The 20,150-nt window shown below is 39.5% G+C and carries 14 protein-coding genes and 1 pseudogene; 8 read left to right on the plus strand and 7 right to left on the minus strand.

The window, feature by feature from the left end:
• Nucleotides 1-168: 168 nt before the first annotated feature.
• Nucleotides 169-2,457, minus strand: coding sequence for a DPP IV N-terminal domain-containing protein (locus tag H4J57_RS05120; protein ID WP_182242148.1), 2,289 nt, complete (start codon nucleotides 2,455-2,457; stop codon nucleotides 169-171).
• A gap of 300 nt (nucleotides 2,458-2,757) precedes the next feature.
• Between H4J57_RS05120 and H4J57_RS05125 the strand changes: the two genes are divergently transcribed.
• Nucleotides 2,758-3,804, plus strand: a complete 1,047-nt coding sequence (locus tag H4J57_RS05125; RefSeq protein WP_070375439.1) for a DcaP family trimeric outer membrane transporter — start codon at nucleotides 2,758-2,760, stop codon at nucleotides 3,802-3,804.
• A 689-nt stretch (nucleotides 3,805-4,493) separates the two neighbouring features.
• Here H4J57_RS05125 and H4J57_RS05130 read toward each other — a convergent pair.
• Both H4J57_RS05130 and yihA read right to left on the minus strand, forming a co-directional pair.
• Nucleotides 4,494-6,842, minus strand: a complete 2,349-nt coding sequence (locus H4J57_RS05130; RefSeq protein ID WP_182242149.1) for a Tex family protein — start codon at nucleotides 6,840-6,842, stop codon at nucleotides 4,494-4,496.
• Nucleotides 6,843-7,040: 198 nt separating this feature from the next.
• On the minus strand, nucleotides 7,041-7,682 hold the full coding sequence (yihA, locus tag H4J57_RS05135; RefSeq protein WP_220465222.1) for a ribosome biogenesis GTP-binding protein YihA/YsxC: 642 nt from the start codon (nucleotides 7,680-7,682) through the stop codon (nucleotides 7,041-7,043).
• Between the two features lie 203 nt (nucleotides 7,683-7,885).
• Between yihA and H4J57_RS20345 the strand changes: the two are divergent.
• From H4J57_RS20345 to H4J57_RS05165, 7 genes and pseudogenes are all read left to right on the plus strand, one after another.
• A pseudogene (locus H4J57_RS20345) lies at nucleotides 7,886-8,512 on the plus strand (c-type cytochrome); the annotation flags it as partial.
• Nucleotides 8,507-9,118: a c-type cytochrome gene (locus tag H4J57_RS20350; RefSeq protein ID WP_220466007.1), complete on the plus strand. Its 612-nt coding sequence runs from the start codon at nucleotides 8,507-8,509 to the stop codon at nucleotides 9,116-9,118. The pseudogene H4J57_RS20345 and the gene H4J57_RS20350, both read left to right, overlap by 6 nt.
• A 197-nt stretch (nucleotides 9,119-9,315) precedes the next feature.
• Entirely contained in the window at nucleotides 9,316-9,939 is a 624-nt protein-coding gene (locus tag H4J57_RS05145; protein WP_070375442.1) for a cytochrome c, read from the plus strand.
• Nucleotides 9,940-10,151: 212 nt separating this feature from the next.
• Nucleotides 10,152-10,778, plus strand: coding sequence for a paraquat-inducible protein A (locus H4J57_RS05150; RefSeq protein WP_182214521.1), 627 nt, complete (start codon nucleotides 10,152-10,154; stop codon nucleotides 10,776-10,778).
• Nucleotides 10,768-11,439, plus strand: coding sequence for a paraquat-inducible protein A (locus H4J57_RS05155; RefSeq protein WP_182242151.1), 672 nt, complete (start codon nucleotides 10,768-10,770; stop codon nucleotides 11,437-11,439). Before H4J57_RS05150 ends, H4J57_RS05155 begins: the two co-directional genes overlap by 11 nt.
• Nucleotides 11,429-14,449: a PqiB family protein gene (locus H4J57_RS05160; RefSeq protein ID WP_182242152.1), complete on the plus strand. Its 3,021-nt coding sequence runs from the start codon at nucleotides 11,429-11,431 to the stop codon at nucleotides 14,447-14,449. Before H4J57_RS05155 ends, H4J57_RS05160 begins: the two co-directional genes overlap by 11 nt.
• Nucleotides 14,450-14,676: 227 nt before the next feature.
• On the plus strand, nucleotides 14,677-16,227 hold the full coding sequence (locus H4J57_RS05165; protein WP_182242153.1) for a DUF418 domain-containing protein: 1,551 nt from the start codon (nucleotides 14,677-14,679) through the stop codon (nucleotides 16,225-16,227).
• Nucleotides 16,228-16,243: 16 nt separating this feature from the next.
• Here H4J57_RS05165 and thiE read toward each other — a convergent pair whose 3' ends face one another.
• The 4 genes from thiE to H4J57_RS05185 form a co-directional block, all read right to left on the minus strand.
• Entirely contained in the window at nucleotides 16,244-17,767 is a 1,524-nt protein-coding gene (gene thiE / locus H4J57_RS05170; RefSeq protein ID WP_182242154.1) for a thiamine phosphate synthase, read from the minus strand.
• A gap of 139 nt (nucleotides 17,768-17,906) precedes the next feature.
• Entirely contained in the window at nucleotides 17,907-18,710 is an 804-nt protein-coding gene (locus H4J57_RS05175; RefSeq protein WP_182242250.1) for a thiazole synthase, read from the minus strand.
• 2 nt (nucleotides 18,711-18,712) lie between these two features.
• A complete protein-coding gene (gene thiS, locus H4J57_RS05180) occupies nucleotides 18,713-18,946 on the minus strand; it encodes a sulfur carrier protein ThiS (protein WP_182242155.1) in 234 nt (77 codons plus the stop codon).
• Nucleotides 18,936-20,147 (minus strand): FAD-dependent oxidoreductase, encoded by a 1,212-nt coding sequence (locus H4J57_RS05185; RefSeq protein ID WP_220470266.1) that lies wholly within the window; start codon nucleotides 20,145-20,147, stop codon nucleotides 18,936-18,938. The genes thiS and H4J57_RS05185 overlap by 11 nt, the downstream gene beginning before the upstream one ends.
• Nucleotides 20,148-20,150 lie beyond the last annotated feature (3 nt).

The raw sequence follows: 20,150 nt of genomic DNA on the forward strand, positions 1-20,150 counted from the left end.
TCCTTTAAACGATAATGGCTATGACTTTATTTTATGACAACGTTGGCTAATTGTTTTGATCTAGCGCAAGTGCAAGCGAATAATTGGCAAGCTAGGGCTGATAAAAATAATGTAATGCCAATAAAAAAGACGCAGTAAGCGTCTTTTTTATTGGGTTATAAAGCTGTTTTATTTAGAAAACTGAAACTCTTTGGGTGGCGTTGCTCCCATTAAATGTTCAACAAAATAATCCCAACGTTTGCGCATCATGTAAGGTTCACGCGCAAAACCGTGGCCGCGATTAGGTAACATCAACATATCAAAATCTTTGTTAGCCTTAATTAAAGCTTCAACGACAATCAAAGTATTGTAAGGTGGTACATTGGTATCGGTTGTACCGTGAGCGATCAATAATTTACCTTGCAAACTGTCCACCGATAACTGGTTTGCTTGGCTGTCGTAATTGCTAATGCCTTCTTCATCTATAACTTCAAGACCATGGTATTTTTCGCCCCATTCATCAGCATAGTTACGGTTATCATGATTACCTGCCTGGGATACGGCTACTTTGTAGAAATCTGGAAAAGTTAATAATGCACGAGTTGATGCGAAACCACCGCCAGAATGACCCCAAATACCAACGCGTGTTACATCAATCCAATTATGACGCTTAGCTAACTGTTCAATGGCAGAAACTTGATCAGGAATACCACTGTCGCCCATGTTGCCATAATAAAATTCATGGAAAGCTTTTGAGCGACCCGGTGTACCCAAAGCATCAATTTCTATAACAATAAAGCCTAACTCAGCAATTGCTTGGTTATCGCCACGGGAGCTACGAAAATGACGGCCACGAATACTACCTACTTGTGGACCTGGATATAAATAATTAACTACAGGGTAAGATTGGCTGGCGTCAAAATTTGTTGGCTTGTACATTAAACCATAAATATCATTTTCACCGTTTCTGTCTTTAACAATAAATTCAACCGGTGCTTGCCAGCCAGACGCTTTTAATTGGCTAATATCCATGGTTTCTATGGTCAATTCTTTGTTATTACTAACGGCACGTACTCGGCTTATTTCAGCGGTTGTTGGTGTTGCCGCGCGGTCTAAAAAGTGTGTGCCAGCTTTGTTTAACGTAATGCGATGGTGCTTTTTCTCGGGTGTTAATAAGGTTAACTCAGAGCCATCTTTGTTAACGCTGTAAAGATAATGGTAATAAGGGTCACTGCCTTCTTTGCCTGCGCCAGTGAAAATAAGCTTACCCGTTTGTTGATCAACATGGAGTAATTCGATAACCGTCCAGTCACCTTGGGTAATTTGTTGTTTAACTTTCCCCGTTGCTAAATCTATTAGGTATAAATGTCCCCAGTTACTGCGCTGAGAAAACCAAATAGCCTCATTACTTTTTTCTAAATACTGCCAACTAATGCCATCGACACCTGATTCAAAAAAGCTTTTTTGTGTTTCTGACATAACAAGCTTAACTTTACCGGTTTTAGCATCAGCAATTTTCAACGTGGCAGTTTTGTGATCGCGCGTAGAAGAAACAAAGGCAAATGTTTTACTATCGTCAGCCCAATCTATGTCTAATAGTTCGCCGTTACGTCCAGCGACATGGTCGGTGATTGTTGAACGGTGAGCATCGGGTGCCATATCAAGTGGCGTGACCTTTTTACTTTCAACGTCGATAACGACACGATGAATAGCAAATATATGTTCATCACCCGGTAAAGGATACTTCCAAACGTCAATTGTTGGATGGCCAACTGCGGTTGACACTATGCCCATGTCACCTACGTTGCGGCCATCATGCTTAAAGGTGGTTAATTTTTTTGAGTCAGGCGCCCAAGTCACTACGGGAGAATCACGACGAACCCAGCCAGCATTATTGGTTGCATAGCCAAAGTCTTTAATACCGTCAGTGGTGAGTTGACTTTCTTTATCTGTTATTAAATCACGTAACCATAGATTATGATCGCGAATAAAGACGGCACGTTTACCATCAGGTGATAAGTTTTCCGCACTTTTTTGGCTTAGTTCATCAAGCTGACATAAATAATGAGTTAAATCACATTGGTAACTCTTTGTCTTTACTGAAAATTTGATGTTGTTTACAGATATAAACTCTACTTGAGTGAAAGGGAACTTATCGTGATTTACTTCGCTATCAGTAATGCGAGCAAGTGATTCTGCTAATTTTTTATGATCGAATGCGAGAGATTTTTTCTGGCTATTAATATCAACTTTAAAAAATTTATCGCCGTCTTCAGTATGGCTGCGGTATACCAAAGTGTCATTGCTTGACCATAACGGGTAGTCAACAGTACCTGTTACTAACTTACTGGTATAGCTTGATAATTGTTGTTCAGCTTTTTTATAGTCGTCAACGTTTAGTTGTTTTGCCGACAACAGGGTTGGTGTCAGTGCAGAGATAATTGCAACGCCACTGGCAAGAATAAGAGATTTTCTCATCTAAATTTACCTTTTTTCATTATTAGTTATTCACTCGAGGATAATACAAGCAAAGCTATGACCAGCCTAACATTTCCTAACCGTTTCAAGTGTAATTATCGTTAAATATACAATTTTATAAGATGAAAGAATCGTTATTAACAGGCAAAAAACATCCCCTTTAGACTTATGTCTAATTTCTAAATAGCGATTAACGTTTTAAGTTATATCCATAAAATAAAAATAAAACGATAAAAAGTAGCCAAAAGATCGTATCTGCAGTTTTTCTGAGGCTAATACACAACAAACGGGGATAGCAAAATGTTTAACAAGAAAAAGCTTCTATTAGCAACAGGATTATTCGCACTGGCTGGCACAGCAAATGCGGCTTACGAAATTAAATTAGACAACGACGACAGTATTACTTTCGGTGGCTATATCAAAGCCGACGCACGTTACATCGATGGTACTGTTGCAGCAACTGATTATTGGTATGGTAGTGGCACGGCACTAGACAATAGTATTTCTAATTTTGGTATTGCGGTAAATGAATCACGCATTAATACTAAATATAAACATGGTGATTTAACCGGTTTTATTGAAATGGATTTCTATGGAGACGCTGTTAGAGGAGGGGGTAATGAAATTATCTCAAATTCGTCAAACCCACGTATTCGTCATGCATTTATTAAATATAAAGATCTATTAATTGGTGACACTTGGTCAACTTTTGTTAACACCAGTGCACTTGCAGAAGCCGCTGATTTTGGTGGTCCATTGTTATCGGCAGCTTTTATTCGTCAAGGACAAGTTCGTTACACTATGGGTAACTTTCAGGTCTCTGTTGAAAATCCAGAATCATATGGTGGTGTCAGTGGCAATGATTCTATGCCTGATGTTATTGCTCGTTATAATTTTAAAGGCGATTGGGGTAATGTCGCTATTGCCGCGGTAGCCAAACGATTACAAACCGTTGGTGGTAATGAAGAATCAGCACTAGGTTATGGTATTTCAGGTCGCATTAATACTTTTGGAAAAGATGACTTTCGTTTTCAATTTCATGGTGGTGAAGTAGGTCGCTATATTGGCGTAACCGCATCAAAAGATTTAATTGGCGAAGAAGTTGAAGAAACAACCTCAATCAGCGTTGCATACCGTCATTTCTGGACCGAAGATTTACGAAGCACGGCCTTTTATGGTAACACCACTACAGAAGTTGCAGATTATGACCGTACACATTGGGGTGTAAATTTATTTAAAAATGTTACTCAGCAATTATCCTTTGGTGTTGAAGTGGGTAATTTTGAAATGGCAGATAAAAATGTTGATTCTGACTACTTACAATTTTCAGCAAAATACGTTTTATAAGTATACCGTTACATAAAAGCAAAGAATTCACACGTTTTGCGTTAGTTGACCTCCTATTCTGAGGTTTTTTGGGGAAGCTTTTGCTTCCCCTTTTTTATGTACAGGATGTACGGTATAGCGTGGTGGCATGGATGCCAAAGAACGCATATGTACAGGATGTACTGTATAGCGTGGTGGCATGGATGCCAAAGAACGCATATGTCATCCTAATACAAAAACAACCGTCCCAAAAACCGTCATCCTGAATTTATTTCAGGATCTAGTGTTATAAATATGACAAGAAGCACAGATACTGAAACAAGTTCAGCATGACGAAGTCTTTAGCATAAATTGAACATAACCAAGCCTTTAGAATAAAAAACCGTCATCCTGAATTTATTTCAGGATCTAGTGTTATGAATATGGCAAGAAGCACAGATACTGAAACAAGTTCAGCATGACGAAGTCTTTACCATAAACTCAACATGAAGCAGTCTTTAGAATAAATTCAGCATGACGAGGTCTTTAGCATAAATTGAACATAACCAAGCCTTTAGAATAAAAAGCCGTCATCCTGAATTTATTTCAGGATCTAGTGTTATGAATATAGCAAAAAGCACAGATACTGAAACAAGTTCAGCATGACGAGGTATTTATTTCAGGATCTAGTCGTTGATACTGATAACTTCAGTACCAACATCACCCCTCTACTACTTTTTAAATTTAGCAAAGGCATCAGCAAAAGCGTTACCCATAGCGGCATTTTCACTCTTTTTAGCGGGTGGCTTTGTATTACGTTGCGGGTTTGGCTTAGCCGTTTTGGGTGTGGTATTTTGTGAACGAGGCTGAGGCTTATTCGTCTGTTGGTTTTGTTCTGGCTTGGTGGTCACTGTTTCATCTAAACGCATAGATAAGCTAATGCGTTTTCTAGCCGCATCAACTTCCATCACTTTTACTTTAACAATATCTCCTGCTTTAACAATTTCACGTGGGTCGCTAACAAATTTGTCAGTAAGTGATGAAATATGTACTAAGCCATCTTGATGAACACCTAAATCGACAAAGGCACCAAAATTGGCAACGTTTGAAATAACACCTTCGAGTACCATGCCGACAGTTAAGTCATTAATGGTATTTACACCTTCTTTAAACTGTGCAGCTTTAAAAACAGGTCGAGGATCTCGGCCGGGCTTTTCTAGCTCACTAATAATATCTTTAAGCGTTAATTCGCCAATATTAATATCGTTGAGATCTGTGATATTAATTTTACTTAATTGTTCACTATTACCGATTAAATCACTAATGTTGCTATTAAGGTGGGCAATAATCTTTTCAATAACTGGGTAGCTTTCTGGATGAACACCTGAATTGTCTAGTGGATTTTTACCACCTGAAATACGTAAAAATCCCGCTGCCTGTTCAAAGGCTTTAGGACCCAAACGCGCTACTTTCTTGAGTTCTTTTCTGTCATCAAAACGACCATGTTCGTCGCGATAAGCAACGACGTTATCAGCCATCGTTTTATTTAATCCTGAAACTCGTGTTAATAACGCAGCCGAAGCACTATTTAAGTCAACACCGACATTATTTACACAATCTTCTATAACATTGTCGAGGGTTTTACTTAGCTGGCTCTGACTTACGTCATGTTGATATTGACCAACGCCAATCGCTTTAGGGTCAATTTTCACTAGTTCAGCTAATGGGTCTTGTAAACGCCGTGCAATAGAAACCGCGCCACGAATAGAGACGTCTAAATCTGGAAATTCTTTTGCGGCAAACTCTGAAGCAGAATAAACAGAAGCACCTGCCTCACTGACCATCACTTTTTGTGGTTTATTTGCTTCTAATGCCTGAATAACCTCTGCCGCGAGTTTGTCACTTTCACGTGAGCCAGTACCATTACCTATCGCGAGTAATTCAACTTTGTGTTGTTGGCATAAATTGACTAAGGTTCGTACTGATTTTTCCCAATGATTCTGTGGTGCGTGTGGGAAAATTGTCGCGGTTTGTAATAATTTACCGGTAGCATCAACAATCGCTAATTTACAACCCGTTCGCATACCTGGGTCTAAGCCTAGTGTCGTTTTTGCACCAGCGGGCGCGGCCATTAATAAATCACTTAAATTGGTGGCAAAAACTTTTATCGCCCCATTTTCTGCTTGTTCACGTAAATTACCCAATAATTCAGTTTCTAAGCTTAGGCTTAATTTTATTTTCCATGCCCAGCGTACCACTTTAGTGATAAATTCTGCACCAGCTTGTCCGGTTAAACGCAGATTGTAGTGCTCACAAATAATTTGTTCGGCACTTGAGTACTGACTATCTTCTTGGTTTGGATCTACGTTAATACTGAGTTGTAATATTTTTTCATTACGACCACGCAACATCGCTAAAGCACGATGTGAGGGAACATTTTTTAATAATTCTGAGTGCTCGAAATAGTCGCGATATTTAGCGCCTTCTTGCTGCTTGCCCTTAGCGACAACACTGGTTAAATGCGCTTGCTTTAATAAATGCTTACGCAGCTTTTGTAATAAATTGGCGTCTTGAGCAAAACGTTCAATGAGGATATAAATAGCGCCCTCAAGGACTGATTTTTCATCGCTAAAACCGGCATCATTATTGATAAAAGCTTTTGCTTCAATTTCTGGCGTTAACGCCCAGTTATTATAAAGGTTATTGGCAAGCGGTTCTAAACCCGACTCTATGGCTATTTGGCCTTTAGTGCGACGCTTAGGTTTAAACGGTAAATATAAATCTTCTAAACGGGTTTTGTTGTCTGCGGCTTGTAATTCTTTTTCTAATGCTGGCGTTAATTTATCTTGTTGGGTGATGCTGGTAATAATGACTTTTCGACGATCTTCAAGCTCACGTAAATAACTTAAACGTTGATCAATGTGGCGCAGATGATTATCGTCTAACCCTTGAGTTACCTCTTTACGGTAACGCGCAATAAAAGGTACGGTTGCGCCGTCATCAAGCAAGTTAATTGCTGAAGTTATCTGAGCGGTTTTAACGTTAAGTTCTGTTGCGATGAGTTCAGCAATGGTAGCCATTAATTGACGAGCCTTTTTGAAAGAATAAGTTTTAAAGCACTATGTTGCCATGGTTTGATAGCAGCATCAATTTGCTTGTTAGGTTTGTGGGTGAAGATTAATGATTGAAAAATGAATGTTTTGTTTATCGCGTTTTTCGTATGAAAAACATTAGCCAAGTTAGACCTTAGTAAGGTCACTTGGCATTAAATGGCGATGCTAAAACTCTTCACTTTCGGGAAGGTCTGTTGGTAAATCGGCAGACAACCACTTACAAATTAGGTCATTTGCTGTTTCTAACCCCGTATATTTTAATGATGAAAAAGCTTGTACGGTAATATCTGCATTTAACGATGCTAAGGCTTTTTTAACCTGAAGCACTTCAGCACTTCTTTTACCTTGTGAAAGCTTGTCGCATTTTGTTAATAACGCCAATATCGGTAAATCACTGTCCGCGGCCCATTGGATCAAGTCCATATCAAGATCTTTTAACGGATGACGAATATCCATTAAAATAACTAGGCCTTTTAAACAATCACGTTTTTCTAAATATTCGCCAAGTGCTTTTTGCCATTTTTTTTTCATTTCAATCGGCACTTTGGCAAAGCCGTAACCGGGTAAGTCAACCAAACGTCTGTTAGGTGCGACTTCAAAAATGTTAATAAGCTGCGTTCGACCCGGTGTTTTACTGACACGAGCTAAACCACGTTGGTTAGTTAAGGTATTTAGTGCGCTTGATTTACCCGCATTTGAACGTCCCGCAAAGGCCACTTCTATACCGTTGTCTTCAGGCAAGCGACGAATATCCGGCGCACTTAAAGTGAAAGTGGCTTTACTTAAATGAATAACAGGTGATGACAAAATGGTGTCCAATAACAAATAAAAAAAGCATTATATCTTTTTTTTCTCGTGAAACAGTAAAAAGTGTCATTTTTTAAGCTTAATTTTTACTATGCTTATTACACCGTGATGATATTAGTGTAAAATATGACTAGTTTTTTATATTCATCCGTTTATTTTTTAGTGAATACTTAATCAATAGTAATAGAGCAGAGAGCCATTCAATGAATAAAATTATTTTTTCGTTAATTCTTGCCGTAACGAGTATTAATGTCGCGTTCGCAGCAACCGGAAGTGTTGATGCAGGTAAAAGTAAAGCAGCTATGTGTAGTGCTTGTCATGGTGCTAATGGGATTGGCGCAAGTGATGCGTTTCCTAACTTAGCGGGCCAGCATGCTGCCTATATTGTTAAACAACTACAAGCCTTTAAAAGTGGTACACGTGTCAACGCTATGATGGGACCAATGGCTGCTGGCTTATCCGATCAAGATATGGCTGATATCGGTGCTTACTTCTCAAATTTAGATAGAAGTGGCGCAACCGTTTCAGTTGAACTTGCTAGCATGCATTCAGCTCCGGCTGCTGTAGTAGAAACTGTTGCTTATGTTGGCAATGCTAGTGCAGGTAAGAGTCTTTACGAATTAGGTGATGCTTCACGTAATATTGCTAGCTGTATCGGCTGCCATGGTAAAGAGGGCAATAGTCAGGTACTAATCAACCCTAATTTAGCCAACCAACATGCCCAGTATATCGAAAAGCAATTATATGCTTTTAAAGATAAAACGCGCATTAACTATGCAATGAATCAATTTGCTGGTGCGATGACCGATGAAGATATTGCCGATATGGGCGCCTATTTTGCGGATACCAAGGCCGTTGCTCATGTAAAACCTAAGCGTGTTACTAAGGTTGCGATTATTACCGAAGAAGCGATTGCCGGAAAAGCAAAGTCAGCAATGTGTAGTGCTTGTCACGGTGCGGACGGTAATAGTTTAGTGCCTATGTATCCAAAATTAGCAGGACAACATGCGGAATATACAGCTAAACAACTAAAAGAGTTTAAATCTGGTGTGCGTGAAAATGCGGTAATGGCAGGTATGGCTGCAGCCTTGTCTGAACAAGACATGGCTGAATTAGGCGCATATTTTGCTAGTCAAAAACCGACGCCAGGTAATGGCAAGGGCTCTGAACTAGGGCGCAAATTATACTTTGGTGGAGACACAGCTCGTGGTATTACCGCTTGTATCGCTTGTCATGGCGCAACGGGTAAAGGTGTTGCAAAAGCTGGTTTCCCAGTTGTTGCTAATCAAAGTGTTGAATACTTAACTGCACAGTTAATGAGTTTTAAAACCGGTGAACGCAATAATGATCGTAATGGCATGATGGGAAATATAGCTAAACGTTTGAAGAAAAATGACATTGACGCATTAGCGCAATACATGTCTTCAATGAAATAAAGCACGGTTAAAAGAATATTTTTAAAAAAGCAGCTTAATAAGCTGCTTTTTTATGCCTGCTAAGTGATCAATAAATTAGTCCGATGGGTATAACTTGTGTAAACTGTTTGATATTGAAGACTGCAGTGCCTAAGGTAATAACCTTACCAATCATTGCTAGCCACATTTAATTATCTACATATATAGAGAGCTCATTGATGAAAAGAATACTACTAAGCTTGGTTTTATTAGGAACAAGTGCACTAAATATCAGCTATGCTGCCCAAGGTAATGTTGATGCCGGTAAAACAAAATCTGCAATGTGTGGAGCATGTCACGGTGTTGATGGTAATAGCTTAGTACCTATGTATCCTAGTCTGGCTGGACAAGGTAGTAGCTATATCGCGAAACAATTAGCTGACTTTAAAACGGGGCTAACTTCGGGCGGAAAAGAAGGTCGTGTAAATGCAATTATGGGTGGTATGGCCATGGCATTGAGCGAACAAGATATGCTTGATTTAGGCGCTTATTATAGTGCACAACCTGCAAAATATGCGGGTGGAGCAACCAGTGACGTTGGTAAAAAGCTATATTTTGGTGGTGATATAGAGCGTGGAATTACCGCTTGTATTGCTTGCCATGGCGCTGATGCAAAAGGCATGTCACAAGCTGGTTTCCCAGCTCTGGGCGGACAAAATGCAATGTACTTAACTGCTCAGTTGGAAAGTTTTCGTTCGGGAGCTCGCAACAATGACAAAAATGGCATGATGCGAAATATTGCTATGAAGCTAGAAGATGCAGATATTGCCGCCTTAGTGCAATACATGTCGACGATAAAATAGTCGCTTATAGCTACATGTAGTTCTGAACATCGTCTTTATTTGCCATCCATGGCACCAAGACATACCGTTCATCCTGAACATAAAGCAGCTTAATAAGCTGCTTTTTTATTGGCTAAGAAAGGTTAATGTCGTACACTAAAATAGATATTATTAGTTGGTAATTTGTTGATTTTAAAGGTAAGGGTAATTATCTTGATGGAACTGGGTCTTTAGTGAAAAATCATTCAGTTGTTAATAATATGATTGCTTGTCATCAATGCGATTCGTTATTACCTATGCCGTATTTATTAGAAGGACAAAATGCTTTATGTGGTTGTTGTGGCGCGATGTTGTTTTCAAAGAAGAGGGATGCGATTAATCGAACCCTTGCTGTCGCCATTGCAGGGTTATTGTTTTTTTTACCCGCGGCATTATTACCTATTATTGGCATCGGCGCCGCAGGTCTTTACAACGATGCCTCTCTGGTTGACTGTATTACGCTTTTAATTGATAGTCGCAATTACGTACTCGCCTTTGCTGTTTTTATGTTTACCATTGCTATCCCTGTAGTGAGGCTGATCACGGCCTTATATATTTCATGGTGCATAAAGTTTCAAAAAATTAAACCTTCGTTGCTAGTGTTTTTTCGCTCTTATCATGTTTTAGATACTTGGACGATGCTCCACGTTTTTTTACTTGGTGTTGTTGTTTCTATGTATAAACTTTCTTCACTGGCTGATATGACGATTGATGGTGGGTTAATTAGCCTAATATTCCTGTTGTTATGTTCAACATTGGTGTCGGTCACAATAGATCAGCACAATATATGGCATGAGCTGGAGAAATCTCTTGAGCAATAAAGCCCTTGCCGCAGGTTTAGGCAGTTGCCCAAAGTGTCATAAGCTCAATGTTATGCATAGCGAGCGACAAGTCTGTTCACGCTGTTTAACGCTATTTTCTGCTCGAAAACCTAAAAGTATTGAATACACGTTAGCTTGGACCATTGCCGCGTTAGTGATGTTTATTCCGGCTAATATTTATCCTATGATGGTGTTTTACACTTTCGGCAACCCCGAAGCATCAACCATTTTGGAGGGGATCGCCATTTTTATTCAAATGGGGATGTTGCCGGTAGCGGTCATCATTTTTATTGCTAGCTTTGTTATACCCTTAGGGAAAATTATTGGGCTATTTACCTTGATGTACAACACCAAAAGAAAAACACAATTGTCGTTAAAACAACAAGGAAAGTTATATCATATTGTCGAATTTTTAGGACCATGGTCAATGCTCGATGTATTCGTAGTGACGGTCATGGCTGCGGTTGTTAACTTAGGCTTTTTATCTAGTATTGAACCAGCAGTTGGTATTACCTACTTTACTTTAATGGTAATTTTTACCATTTTTGCCGCGGAAAGCTTTGATCCGCGACTATTATGGGATAACTATCAGAAGCATAATCATCAGTCACTTTCTGAAAAAACATATAACAAAACGGATGTCCCTCATCATGACAAATAAAACTATTCTTGCCGAATCAAAAGCTATTATTAAAAGTCGAGAAGGTATTTCTGCAGTCTGGTTAGTGCCTATTATTGCGTTGTTGTTTGGTGCTTGGCTAATTATAAAAGCTGTTTCTGACCGAGGCACGTTTATCACCGTTCAGTTTGAAAGTGCAAGTGGTATTGTGGTTGGTAAAACTCAAGTTCGCTATAAAGGACTTACCACAGGTATTGTTCGTGACGTTGAAGTATCTGAAGACTTACAGAGTGTTATTGTCGAAATTGAAATGATTTCAAGCTCGAAAAAAATGTTGACCGATAAAACACGTTTTTGGTACGTGACTGCCGACGTTTCATTTCAAGGTATTACCGGATTAGACACTTTGTTATCAGGGAGTTACATAAATGTGATACCTGATATAGAAGAAGAAGGTAAAGCAAGGAGTCACTTTATTGCCTTAAGTGAAGAACCGGTATTAGATCAAGCAACGCCAGGTTTACATGTATCATTAACAACAAAAACTTTGGGTTCATTAGGCAAGAAATCGCCAGTTTTATTTAAACAAATTACCGTCGGTTATGTCGCTGGATTTAACTATGAGGCAACTTCTGATCTGATCAATATTAATCTTTTTATTGAACCTGAGTACGCTAATTTAGTAAAAGAAAACTCGCGTTTCTGGAATACCAGTGGCGTAACAGTATCAGGCTCATTAACTAGTGGTGTTACTGTTCATACCGATTCACTGGCTTCTGTTGTTGCTGGAGGTGTGGCTTTTGGAAACTCTGATTATGAAGCGGTTATGGGACCAGCGATCAACGGCCAAAATTTCACCTTATATTCTGATTATGAAACCGCCAATATGGGCCATGAAATTCAGTTAATGTTAAACTGGAATTCAGGTATAGATCGCGATGCAGCGATTATGTATCAAGGGTTAACATTAGGAAAAATTACCGACTTTACTCGTATTGATCCCGAAGAAAGGATCATCGAAGCCAGTGCTATTATCAATCCTCGTATCATTCCCTATTTAACCAGTGGTTCGCAGTTTTTTGTTATAGCGCCAAATCTGGACTTAGGCGGCGTTACAAATTTACATACATTAATGCTAGGCGCTCACATTGGTATTCGTCCATCAGTTGATGGTAAACCGTTAAATAAATTTAACGTATATAATCAAGAGCCTGCCTACCAATATAGTGAGCCTGGGTTACATTTAGTGTTAAAAGCACAAGATGTTGGCTCTTTAACCACAAGCTCTAATATTTATTATAAACAGCAGAAAGTAGGTACTATTCAGGCAATTGAAAATATTGGCCCTAATGAATTTTTAGTACACATTTTCATTGAACCTAAATACAAAAGCTTTGTTTCTAGTGATAGTCACTTTTGGAACGCCAGTGGTTTACATATTTCAGGTGGCTTACAAAATTTTGATATACAAGCACAATCTATTCAGTCGATGTTAGCGGGCGGTATTGCTTTTGACTTAGGTGATAATAATGAAAAATCAGCACCTAAGAATGGTGATAGCTTTCAGCTGTTTATTGATAAAAACGTGGCTAAACAACGTTCAACATTTAACCTTTATACGAATAGTGCCCATGGTTTAAGTAACAAAACCCGTATCATGCTAAGAGGTGAAGAAATTGGTTCTGTTCATAAAGTCATTCGCCAGCAAGACCAAGTTACCCTTCAGGTTGGGGTCTTAACTGATTACGAATATATTCTCCGAGAAAACAGTCAGTTTTGGCTCGTTAATGCTGACTTATCCTTGTCAGGAATGACAAATACCGATGCTTTATTTGGTGGGGCGTATATCAGCGTTAACGTTGGAGAAGGTGAAAAAGCCCATGATTTTATTGTTACTGACTTACCACCGGCAAAACACTTATCATCACAAGGACTACAACTTTCGCTAAAATCAGAGCAAGGGAATGTCGTTAATCCTGGCAGCCCGATTAGCTTTAGAGGCATAGCTGTAGGACAAGTGGATAATGTTTCTCTCGATACCACAGGTAATAACGTTGAAATAAATATTACCGTTGATGAAGAATACCGACATTTAATTTCAAATTTTACCCGTTTCTATAACGCCAGTGGTGTAACAATAAGTGGTGGTCTAGGAAATTTTATTGTTAAAACAGAATCTGCTGATGCGATATTAAAGGGGGGGATCAGTTTTATAAACCCAGAAATAAAGCCTGAGCAAGACACCGTTGAAGAGGGAGAGAAATTTACCTTATTTGATAATGTTGAGTATGCAAAATTAGCGGGCGTTGCCATAGAAATTCATTTTAGTGATGTTGAGGGCTTGAAAAACAATTTAAAAATAAAATATCAAGATCAACAAGTTGGCTTAGTTTCTCGGATCAAATTTGATCAGCAAGGATTTGGCGCAACCGTTTATGCTTTTTTAAATGACAGTGGTCGAAAGTTCGCGGTTGCAGACTCAAAATTTTGGTTTGCTAAACCTGAGCTTGCTCTTGTGGGCTCAGTAAATGTTGGCGCTATTCTAGAGGGAGGCTTTATTGGATTAATGCCAGGTAAGGGAGAAATAAGTCATCGCTTTGAGGCCAAAGCCATTATGCCGGTAACAACGACGCTTCCTTCAGGGTTAAATCTTTCATTAAGTGCAAAGAACTTAGGTTCAGTAAGAACTGGCAATCCTGTGCTCTATCGACAAGTTAAAGTTGGTCGGGTAATTGGTGTCGACTTATCACCTACAGCCGACACCGTTAATATCTATATTAATATTTATCCGCGTTATGCGCCTTTAGTAAGCCAAAGCAGTCAGTTTTGGAATACCAGTGGTATTCGTATTGATGCGGGGCTTTTTTCAGGGATCAATATAGACTCAGAATCTATAGAAACACTGCTTGCCGGTGGTATAGCTTTTGCTACACCTGAGGTTGACGTTAAGGAGACTTTTCAGCCAGCAGAGCAAGGACAACTATTTAAGTTAGCACGAGATGTTGATGACGATTGGCATAAGTGGCAACCTAAAATTGAATTGTCGCAATAAGAACAAGAGATACCCCCCTTAACTTTGTTCAATACACTGTTGGCGATAGCGTTAAGGAAAAGCCGTAAATTTGGTCTAAAGTTACAATTTGTTGTCTGTTTATTAATAACTATAATAATAAAGTTCATATAATTCGTTAAAAACCAATAGGTAACGAATTGGCATGACTCATGCTTTTAAGCATGCAAACAATATTAACTCATTATAATAATACAGTGGAAAAACCTATGGAAAATGAATTCCCCGGCACTAATAAAGAGCTAACACCGCTCACAAACTCTAATCGTATTCAAGTGATGGACTTACTTCGTGGTTTTGCCTTAATTGGCATTATTATGATGAATATCGAATGGTTTAATCGCCCTGTTAGCGCATTACTGAGCTTCGATTATAGTCTTACTGGCTTCGATTGGGCATCAAGTTGGTTAGTTAAAGTGTTTGTAGAAGGCAAATTTTATAAGTTGTTTTCAATACTTTTTGGTATGGGTTTTGCCATCATGCTCGTTAGGGCGCAAGAGGCAGATCGTAAATTTGGCGCATGGTTTACCCGACGTATGTTGGCATTATTTGTTTTTGGTATGGCGCATTTAATTTTTCTTTGGGGTGGAGATATTATTCACGACTATGCGGTAGGAGGTTTGCTTTTACTGGGGTTTGTTTTACTTTTACGTATTAAAAAATTAGCGCGATTTAATACCCCCGCTACGTTTGCAAAAGTGGGTTTCTCGCTATTATTGATGCCGTTATTGGTTTCAATGTTTGCCGCTCTTTATTTTGGTGTTACCCGTGACAACACCGTAATAACCAACGATTGGCAACAGGAAGTCAGCATTAATCAGCAGCTTGATGTTTTACTGCAACAAGAAAAAGATAATCCAAAAGAAATATGGGTTAGTAAAGATACCGAGATTGAAGACGAAAGTACCTTAATAGCAGCGAGTGCGGCAGTCATCGATAGTGATGTTGAAGCATTAGAAGAAAAAGAAGAAGCTGTAGAAGAAGTCGATGAAGATAGCATGACCGACGAAGAGCTTATTATTTATAAAGCTCAACAACGTTTTGAACGAAAACAAAGCCGTGCGCAAGATGAAGCAAAAGAAACCACAGCTTTTACGCAAACTAGCTATATTGAAGCGACTAAGTACCGAGCTAAAAGCGCCGTTGAAGCTTTAGGTAACACGCCAACCTTTGCCTTCTTTGTTTGTTTACCTCTTTTCATGGTGGGCTATTGGTTAGTCGCTAGTGGCAGAATGAAAAACCCACAACAACACCAAAGTTTCTTCAGTGTTATGTGCTGGGGCGGATTGAGCATTGGCCTACTGTTAAGTATTGCTGGAACTTTTATTAGTCTACACCCAGTGACAAAAAGTGCTATCGAAGTGAGAGCGGGCGGACAAACTATTTTTTATTATGGGCAGTTTGTTCTCTGTGCCGGTTATATTGGCTTGTTTGTAAAATTAGCCAGCAAAGCTTGGTTTATCAAAGGTTTTTCATGGTTGGCACCGTTAGGAAAAATGGCGCTTACTAATTACATCGGTCATTCTATAATCTTAACGACAATATTTTATGGCTATGCTGGTGGTATGTTTGGCCAAATAGCCCGCGGACAACAAATGCTTATTGTCGTCGCGGTGATTTTTGCCCAAGTTGTTTTTTGTACACTATGGTTGAAATTCTTTAGATTTGGCCCGTTAGAATGGTTATGGCGCTCAATTACGTACCTGAAATGGCAACCACTACGCTTAGAAAAAAAACTTGATACAAGTATAGCTTCTTAGGTTTTACTGGGAAAAATTACTGCATAATATGCTGGAATTGTTTAACTGCGATTTCAGCATTTTCACTTTCAGTGATCGCGGTAACAACCGCTATACTGTCAACACCCGTCTGCCAAACACGTTCTGCTCGTTGATGATTAATACCGCCAATGGCTACAACCGGAATATTGCTGGCTAATTTCAATAGCTGTTGTAAGTTATCTACCCCTTGAATTTGTCCGCTCATATTTTTAGTTTTAGTGGGAAATATAGCGCCAATCGCTAAATAAGAGGGTTGTAATTGTTGTGCTAATAAAAATTCATAACAACCATGAGTACTAATACCTAAGTGTAAACCTGACTGATGAATCTTAGTTAAATTAGCGTTTTGTAAATCTTCTTGGCCGATATGCACACCGTAAGCGTGATGCTTTATTGCTAATTGCCAATAATCATTAATAAACAAGCGCGTTTTATACGGCTGACTAATGGCTATGGCTGCAATGATTAGTTTTTCAAGCTCGATGTCCGTCTTATTTTTCAACCGCAGTTGAATAATGTTTAAGCCTAATGGCAATAAACGTTTTAACCAATAAAGTGAGTCAACCACAGGGTAAAGCCCAAGCTTATTATCTGATAGTGCCAACGATGGAAAAGGCGGTAACTGCTGATATTTCTTGACTAGGTTGGATGATATTCTGGGGAAAAAGTCAGCACTATTAGGCCAATGGGTTTGTTCAAATGCGCCATAACAATCGGTTTTTTTCATGCTAGCAGTTACCGATTTAGCTAAACCCTGATTAATAAATGCTTTGGTTAAGGTAAAGGCATCACGTAATAAATAGCCGTGTGCTAAAAAAGCCGCTAATGCGCTAGCAAAGGAGCATCCACCACCATGACTGTAAGAAGTATTTATTCGTGGTGAAGAGAGTTGATAACTTATCGATGATTGCTCAACGTGATGTAAACAATAGTCATCACTGACTTGTAAACCATCATTGTCTAACACGGCACTGTGCCCACCTTTTACGATGACGCTGGCGACGCCTAATTCGGCAATTTTTATTGCCAGCTCAACGGGGTTAAGTATCAATAAGTTTGATAATTGTTGCGCTTCCATCAGGTTGGGGGTAATAACATCAATATAGCTGAACAATAGGGTTAAATCTTCTCGCTGTAGTGTCGAAAAACGACCACCGACGCTCGCTTGGCCAACGGGGTCAAAAACGACACTTATTTTTGGGTAGTTAGCTTTAAAGCCCGCTAATAATTCGGTTAACCATGTGACTTGTTCAAGATTGGCTATTAAGCCAATCTTAATGACACTGGGTGGTTTATCACTAATTAATACCTTAGCTTGTTGTTGTAATGTCTCGCTAGCGACCGGATTTATCGAGACAAGGCGGTTAGCGTTTTGTACGGTATTCGCGGTGATCAAATGACAAACTTCAACACCCAAGGCATGACCTGTTTTTATATCGGCGGCAATGCCCGCACCACCAGAGCAATCGCTGCCAGAAATCGTCCATACAATCGGTTTTTCTTTAACACTTTCTGTCATAGCTTTATCCTTGTTGCCTTATTGATGCCAAAAAGGTGTATCTAGGGTTGGCGTTGATCGTCCAGATAGTCGGGTTGTCTTTAACACTTTTTGTCATAGGTTTATCCTTATTACCTTATTACCTTATTACCTTATTACCTTATTGATGCCAAAAAGGTGTATCTAGGGTTGGCGTTGATGGATGAGCGGTTTGTCGTTGCTGCATTACACCCGCCATGTATCCTTGCTCGCCAGCGAAAATGGCTTGTGCGAAGGCTTTTGCCATCAGCACCGGACTATCTGCCAAGGCAATTGCTGAATTTAATAATACGGCGTCGTAACCCATTTCCATAGCTAGACAAGCATCTGAGGGTTTACCAATACCCGCATCTAAAATGAGAGTTGCATATGGAAGCCGCGAACGAATTGTTGCTAAATTATAAGGGTTCATTAGACCCTTACCTGTGCCTATTGGCGATGCCCAAGGCATGATCACCTGACAACCTAAGTCATATAAACGCTGACACACCACGAGATCGTCGGTGCAATAAGGTAGCACTTTAAAACCCTCATTTAACAACTGTTCACTGGCCTTTAATAGCTCGATAGGGTCTGGTTGTAAATTATAGTCATCACCGGTAACTTCCAATTTTATCCAATCCGTTTGAAAAATTTCGCGGCTCATTTTTGCTAGGGTTACCGCTTCTTTAGCTGTTTTACAGCCCGCCGTATTGGGTAATAAAAACCCCTGAGTCTCTTTAACAACCTCTTGAATATACTGCCAAATTTTTGCGCCTGACTGTTGCGCAGGGTTTTGGCGTTTTAACGACAAGGTGACAATTTTTGAGCCACTGGCTAATATCGCTTTTTTCATGATCTGTGGCGAAGGATAAAGTGCGCTACCAATTAATAAACGACTATTAACTGCTTGTCCGTATATCATTAGTTCGGTTGAAAATGTCATCATTAACCTCCCTGAATAGGAAACAGTACATCTATACTATCCTCTTGATTAATTGTGGTTTTTTGATAGTCAGCTTTACCAATAAAGTCACCATTAAGGGCTACGGCAAAACTTTGTTTTTGCTGCTCTGGCGATAAATAATGCAGTAATGCCATTGATATATTGGGGGTTATACTGGCAATGGTGATTACTTGTCCATTGATAAAATAGGTTGTTATAGCTGCTTTAGTATTCATTGATGGCTAACCACTTATGATAAGGAGATTCTGTTAATGAGCGACACTCGAAAAAATGCGCAACGGTAAACTCTAACTGCTTTAACACAACTGGCGCAATAAGGTAGCCGTGGCGAAACAGTCCATTGACCTGGATAAGCCGATTTTGCAGTGATATTTTAGCTTGGTTATCACTAAAAGCAGGTCTTAACTGGCTAATATGTTGATGAATATTGGCTTCAGCAAATCCAGCATGGACACTATAAGCCGCGCTGAGTAATTCCATTGAAGAACGTACCGTCATTGGCGCGCAGTCTTCACTTTCGATTTCAGTTGCTCCCACGACATAAAAACCGTTAGTTTTAGGAGCAATATATAATTGATAGCGAGGGTGCATTAAACGAATAGGCCGGGTAATATTGACTTCAGGGGCAAATAACTGAAATATCTCACCTCGTACTCCTCGTAAATCTTTTAAGGGGGCTGCGGTGTTTTCGCCTGCACTGTTGCGTGCGCCTGCACCGCGACAGTCAATTGCTAAATCAGCAGCAATAATATGCTTTGACCTGTTAGTTTGCTTATTGCCTTTGTTGCCTAGTGGGCTATCCCCATGGTAAGTGACTAAACAGCTCGATTTTTGCTGTTCAATGTTAACGACAGGTGAACTTTCTAACCAAGTAATGCTACTTTTTTCTAGCTGCTTTTGCAGGGCTTTTAGTAATTTACGATTACCTATTTGCCCTTCTTCAGGTAAAAACAACCCATGATTAAAGCGATGAGCTAATTCAGGCTCAAGGGCAAGTATTTGTTGGCGATTCAGTTGCTGTAGCTGATGTTGCGGATAATGATTTTTGATATAAGCCATGAAACGCTGATAATCGCCTTGGTCTTGTTCATGGCTAACCATTAAGGTGCCTGCTTGTTGAAAATAAGTGTAACTGTCTAATTTAGCAAGAATCTCAGGCCAAAGCGCTAATGACTCAAAGCCCATTTCAACAATATTACGATCGCTATGCATAGCTTCACCTAGCGGCGTTAATAAACCGGCAGCAGCATAAGCGGCACTTTGGTGGCCCTGTTTATTATCTTTATCAACCAAGGTTACTTGATGACCTTGATTAACCAAAGACAATGCCATTAAACGACCCACTAATCCTGCGCCAATAACAACGATATTGGCACAGATTTGAGTAGGTTTAGGGAACTGTTGAGAAATAGTCATCGG

It is taken from the genome of Colwellia sp. BRX8-7 (assembly GCF_014077275.1).
Classification (GTDB): domain Bacteria; phylum Pseudomonadota; class Gammaproteobacteria; order Enterobacterales; family Alteromonadaceae; genus Colwellia_A.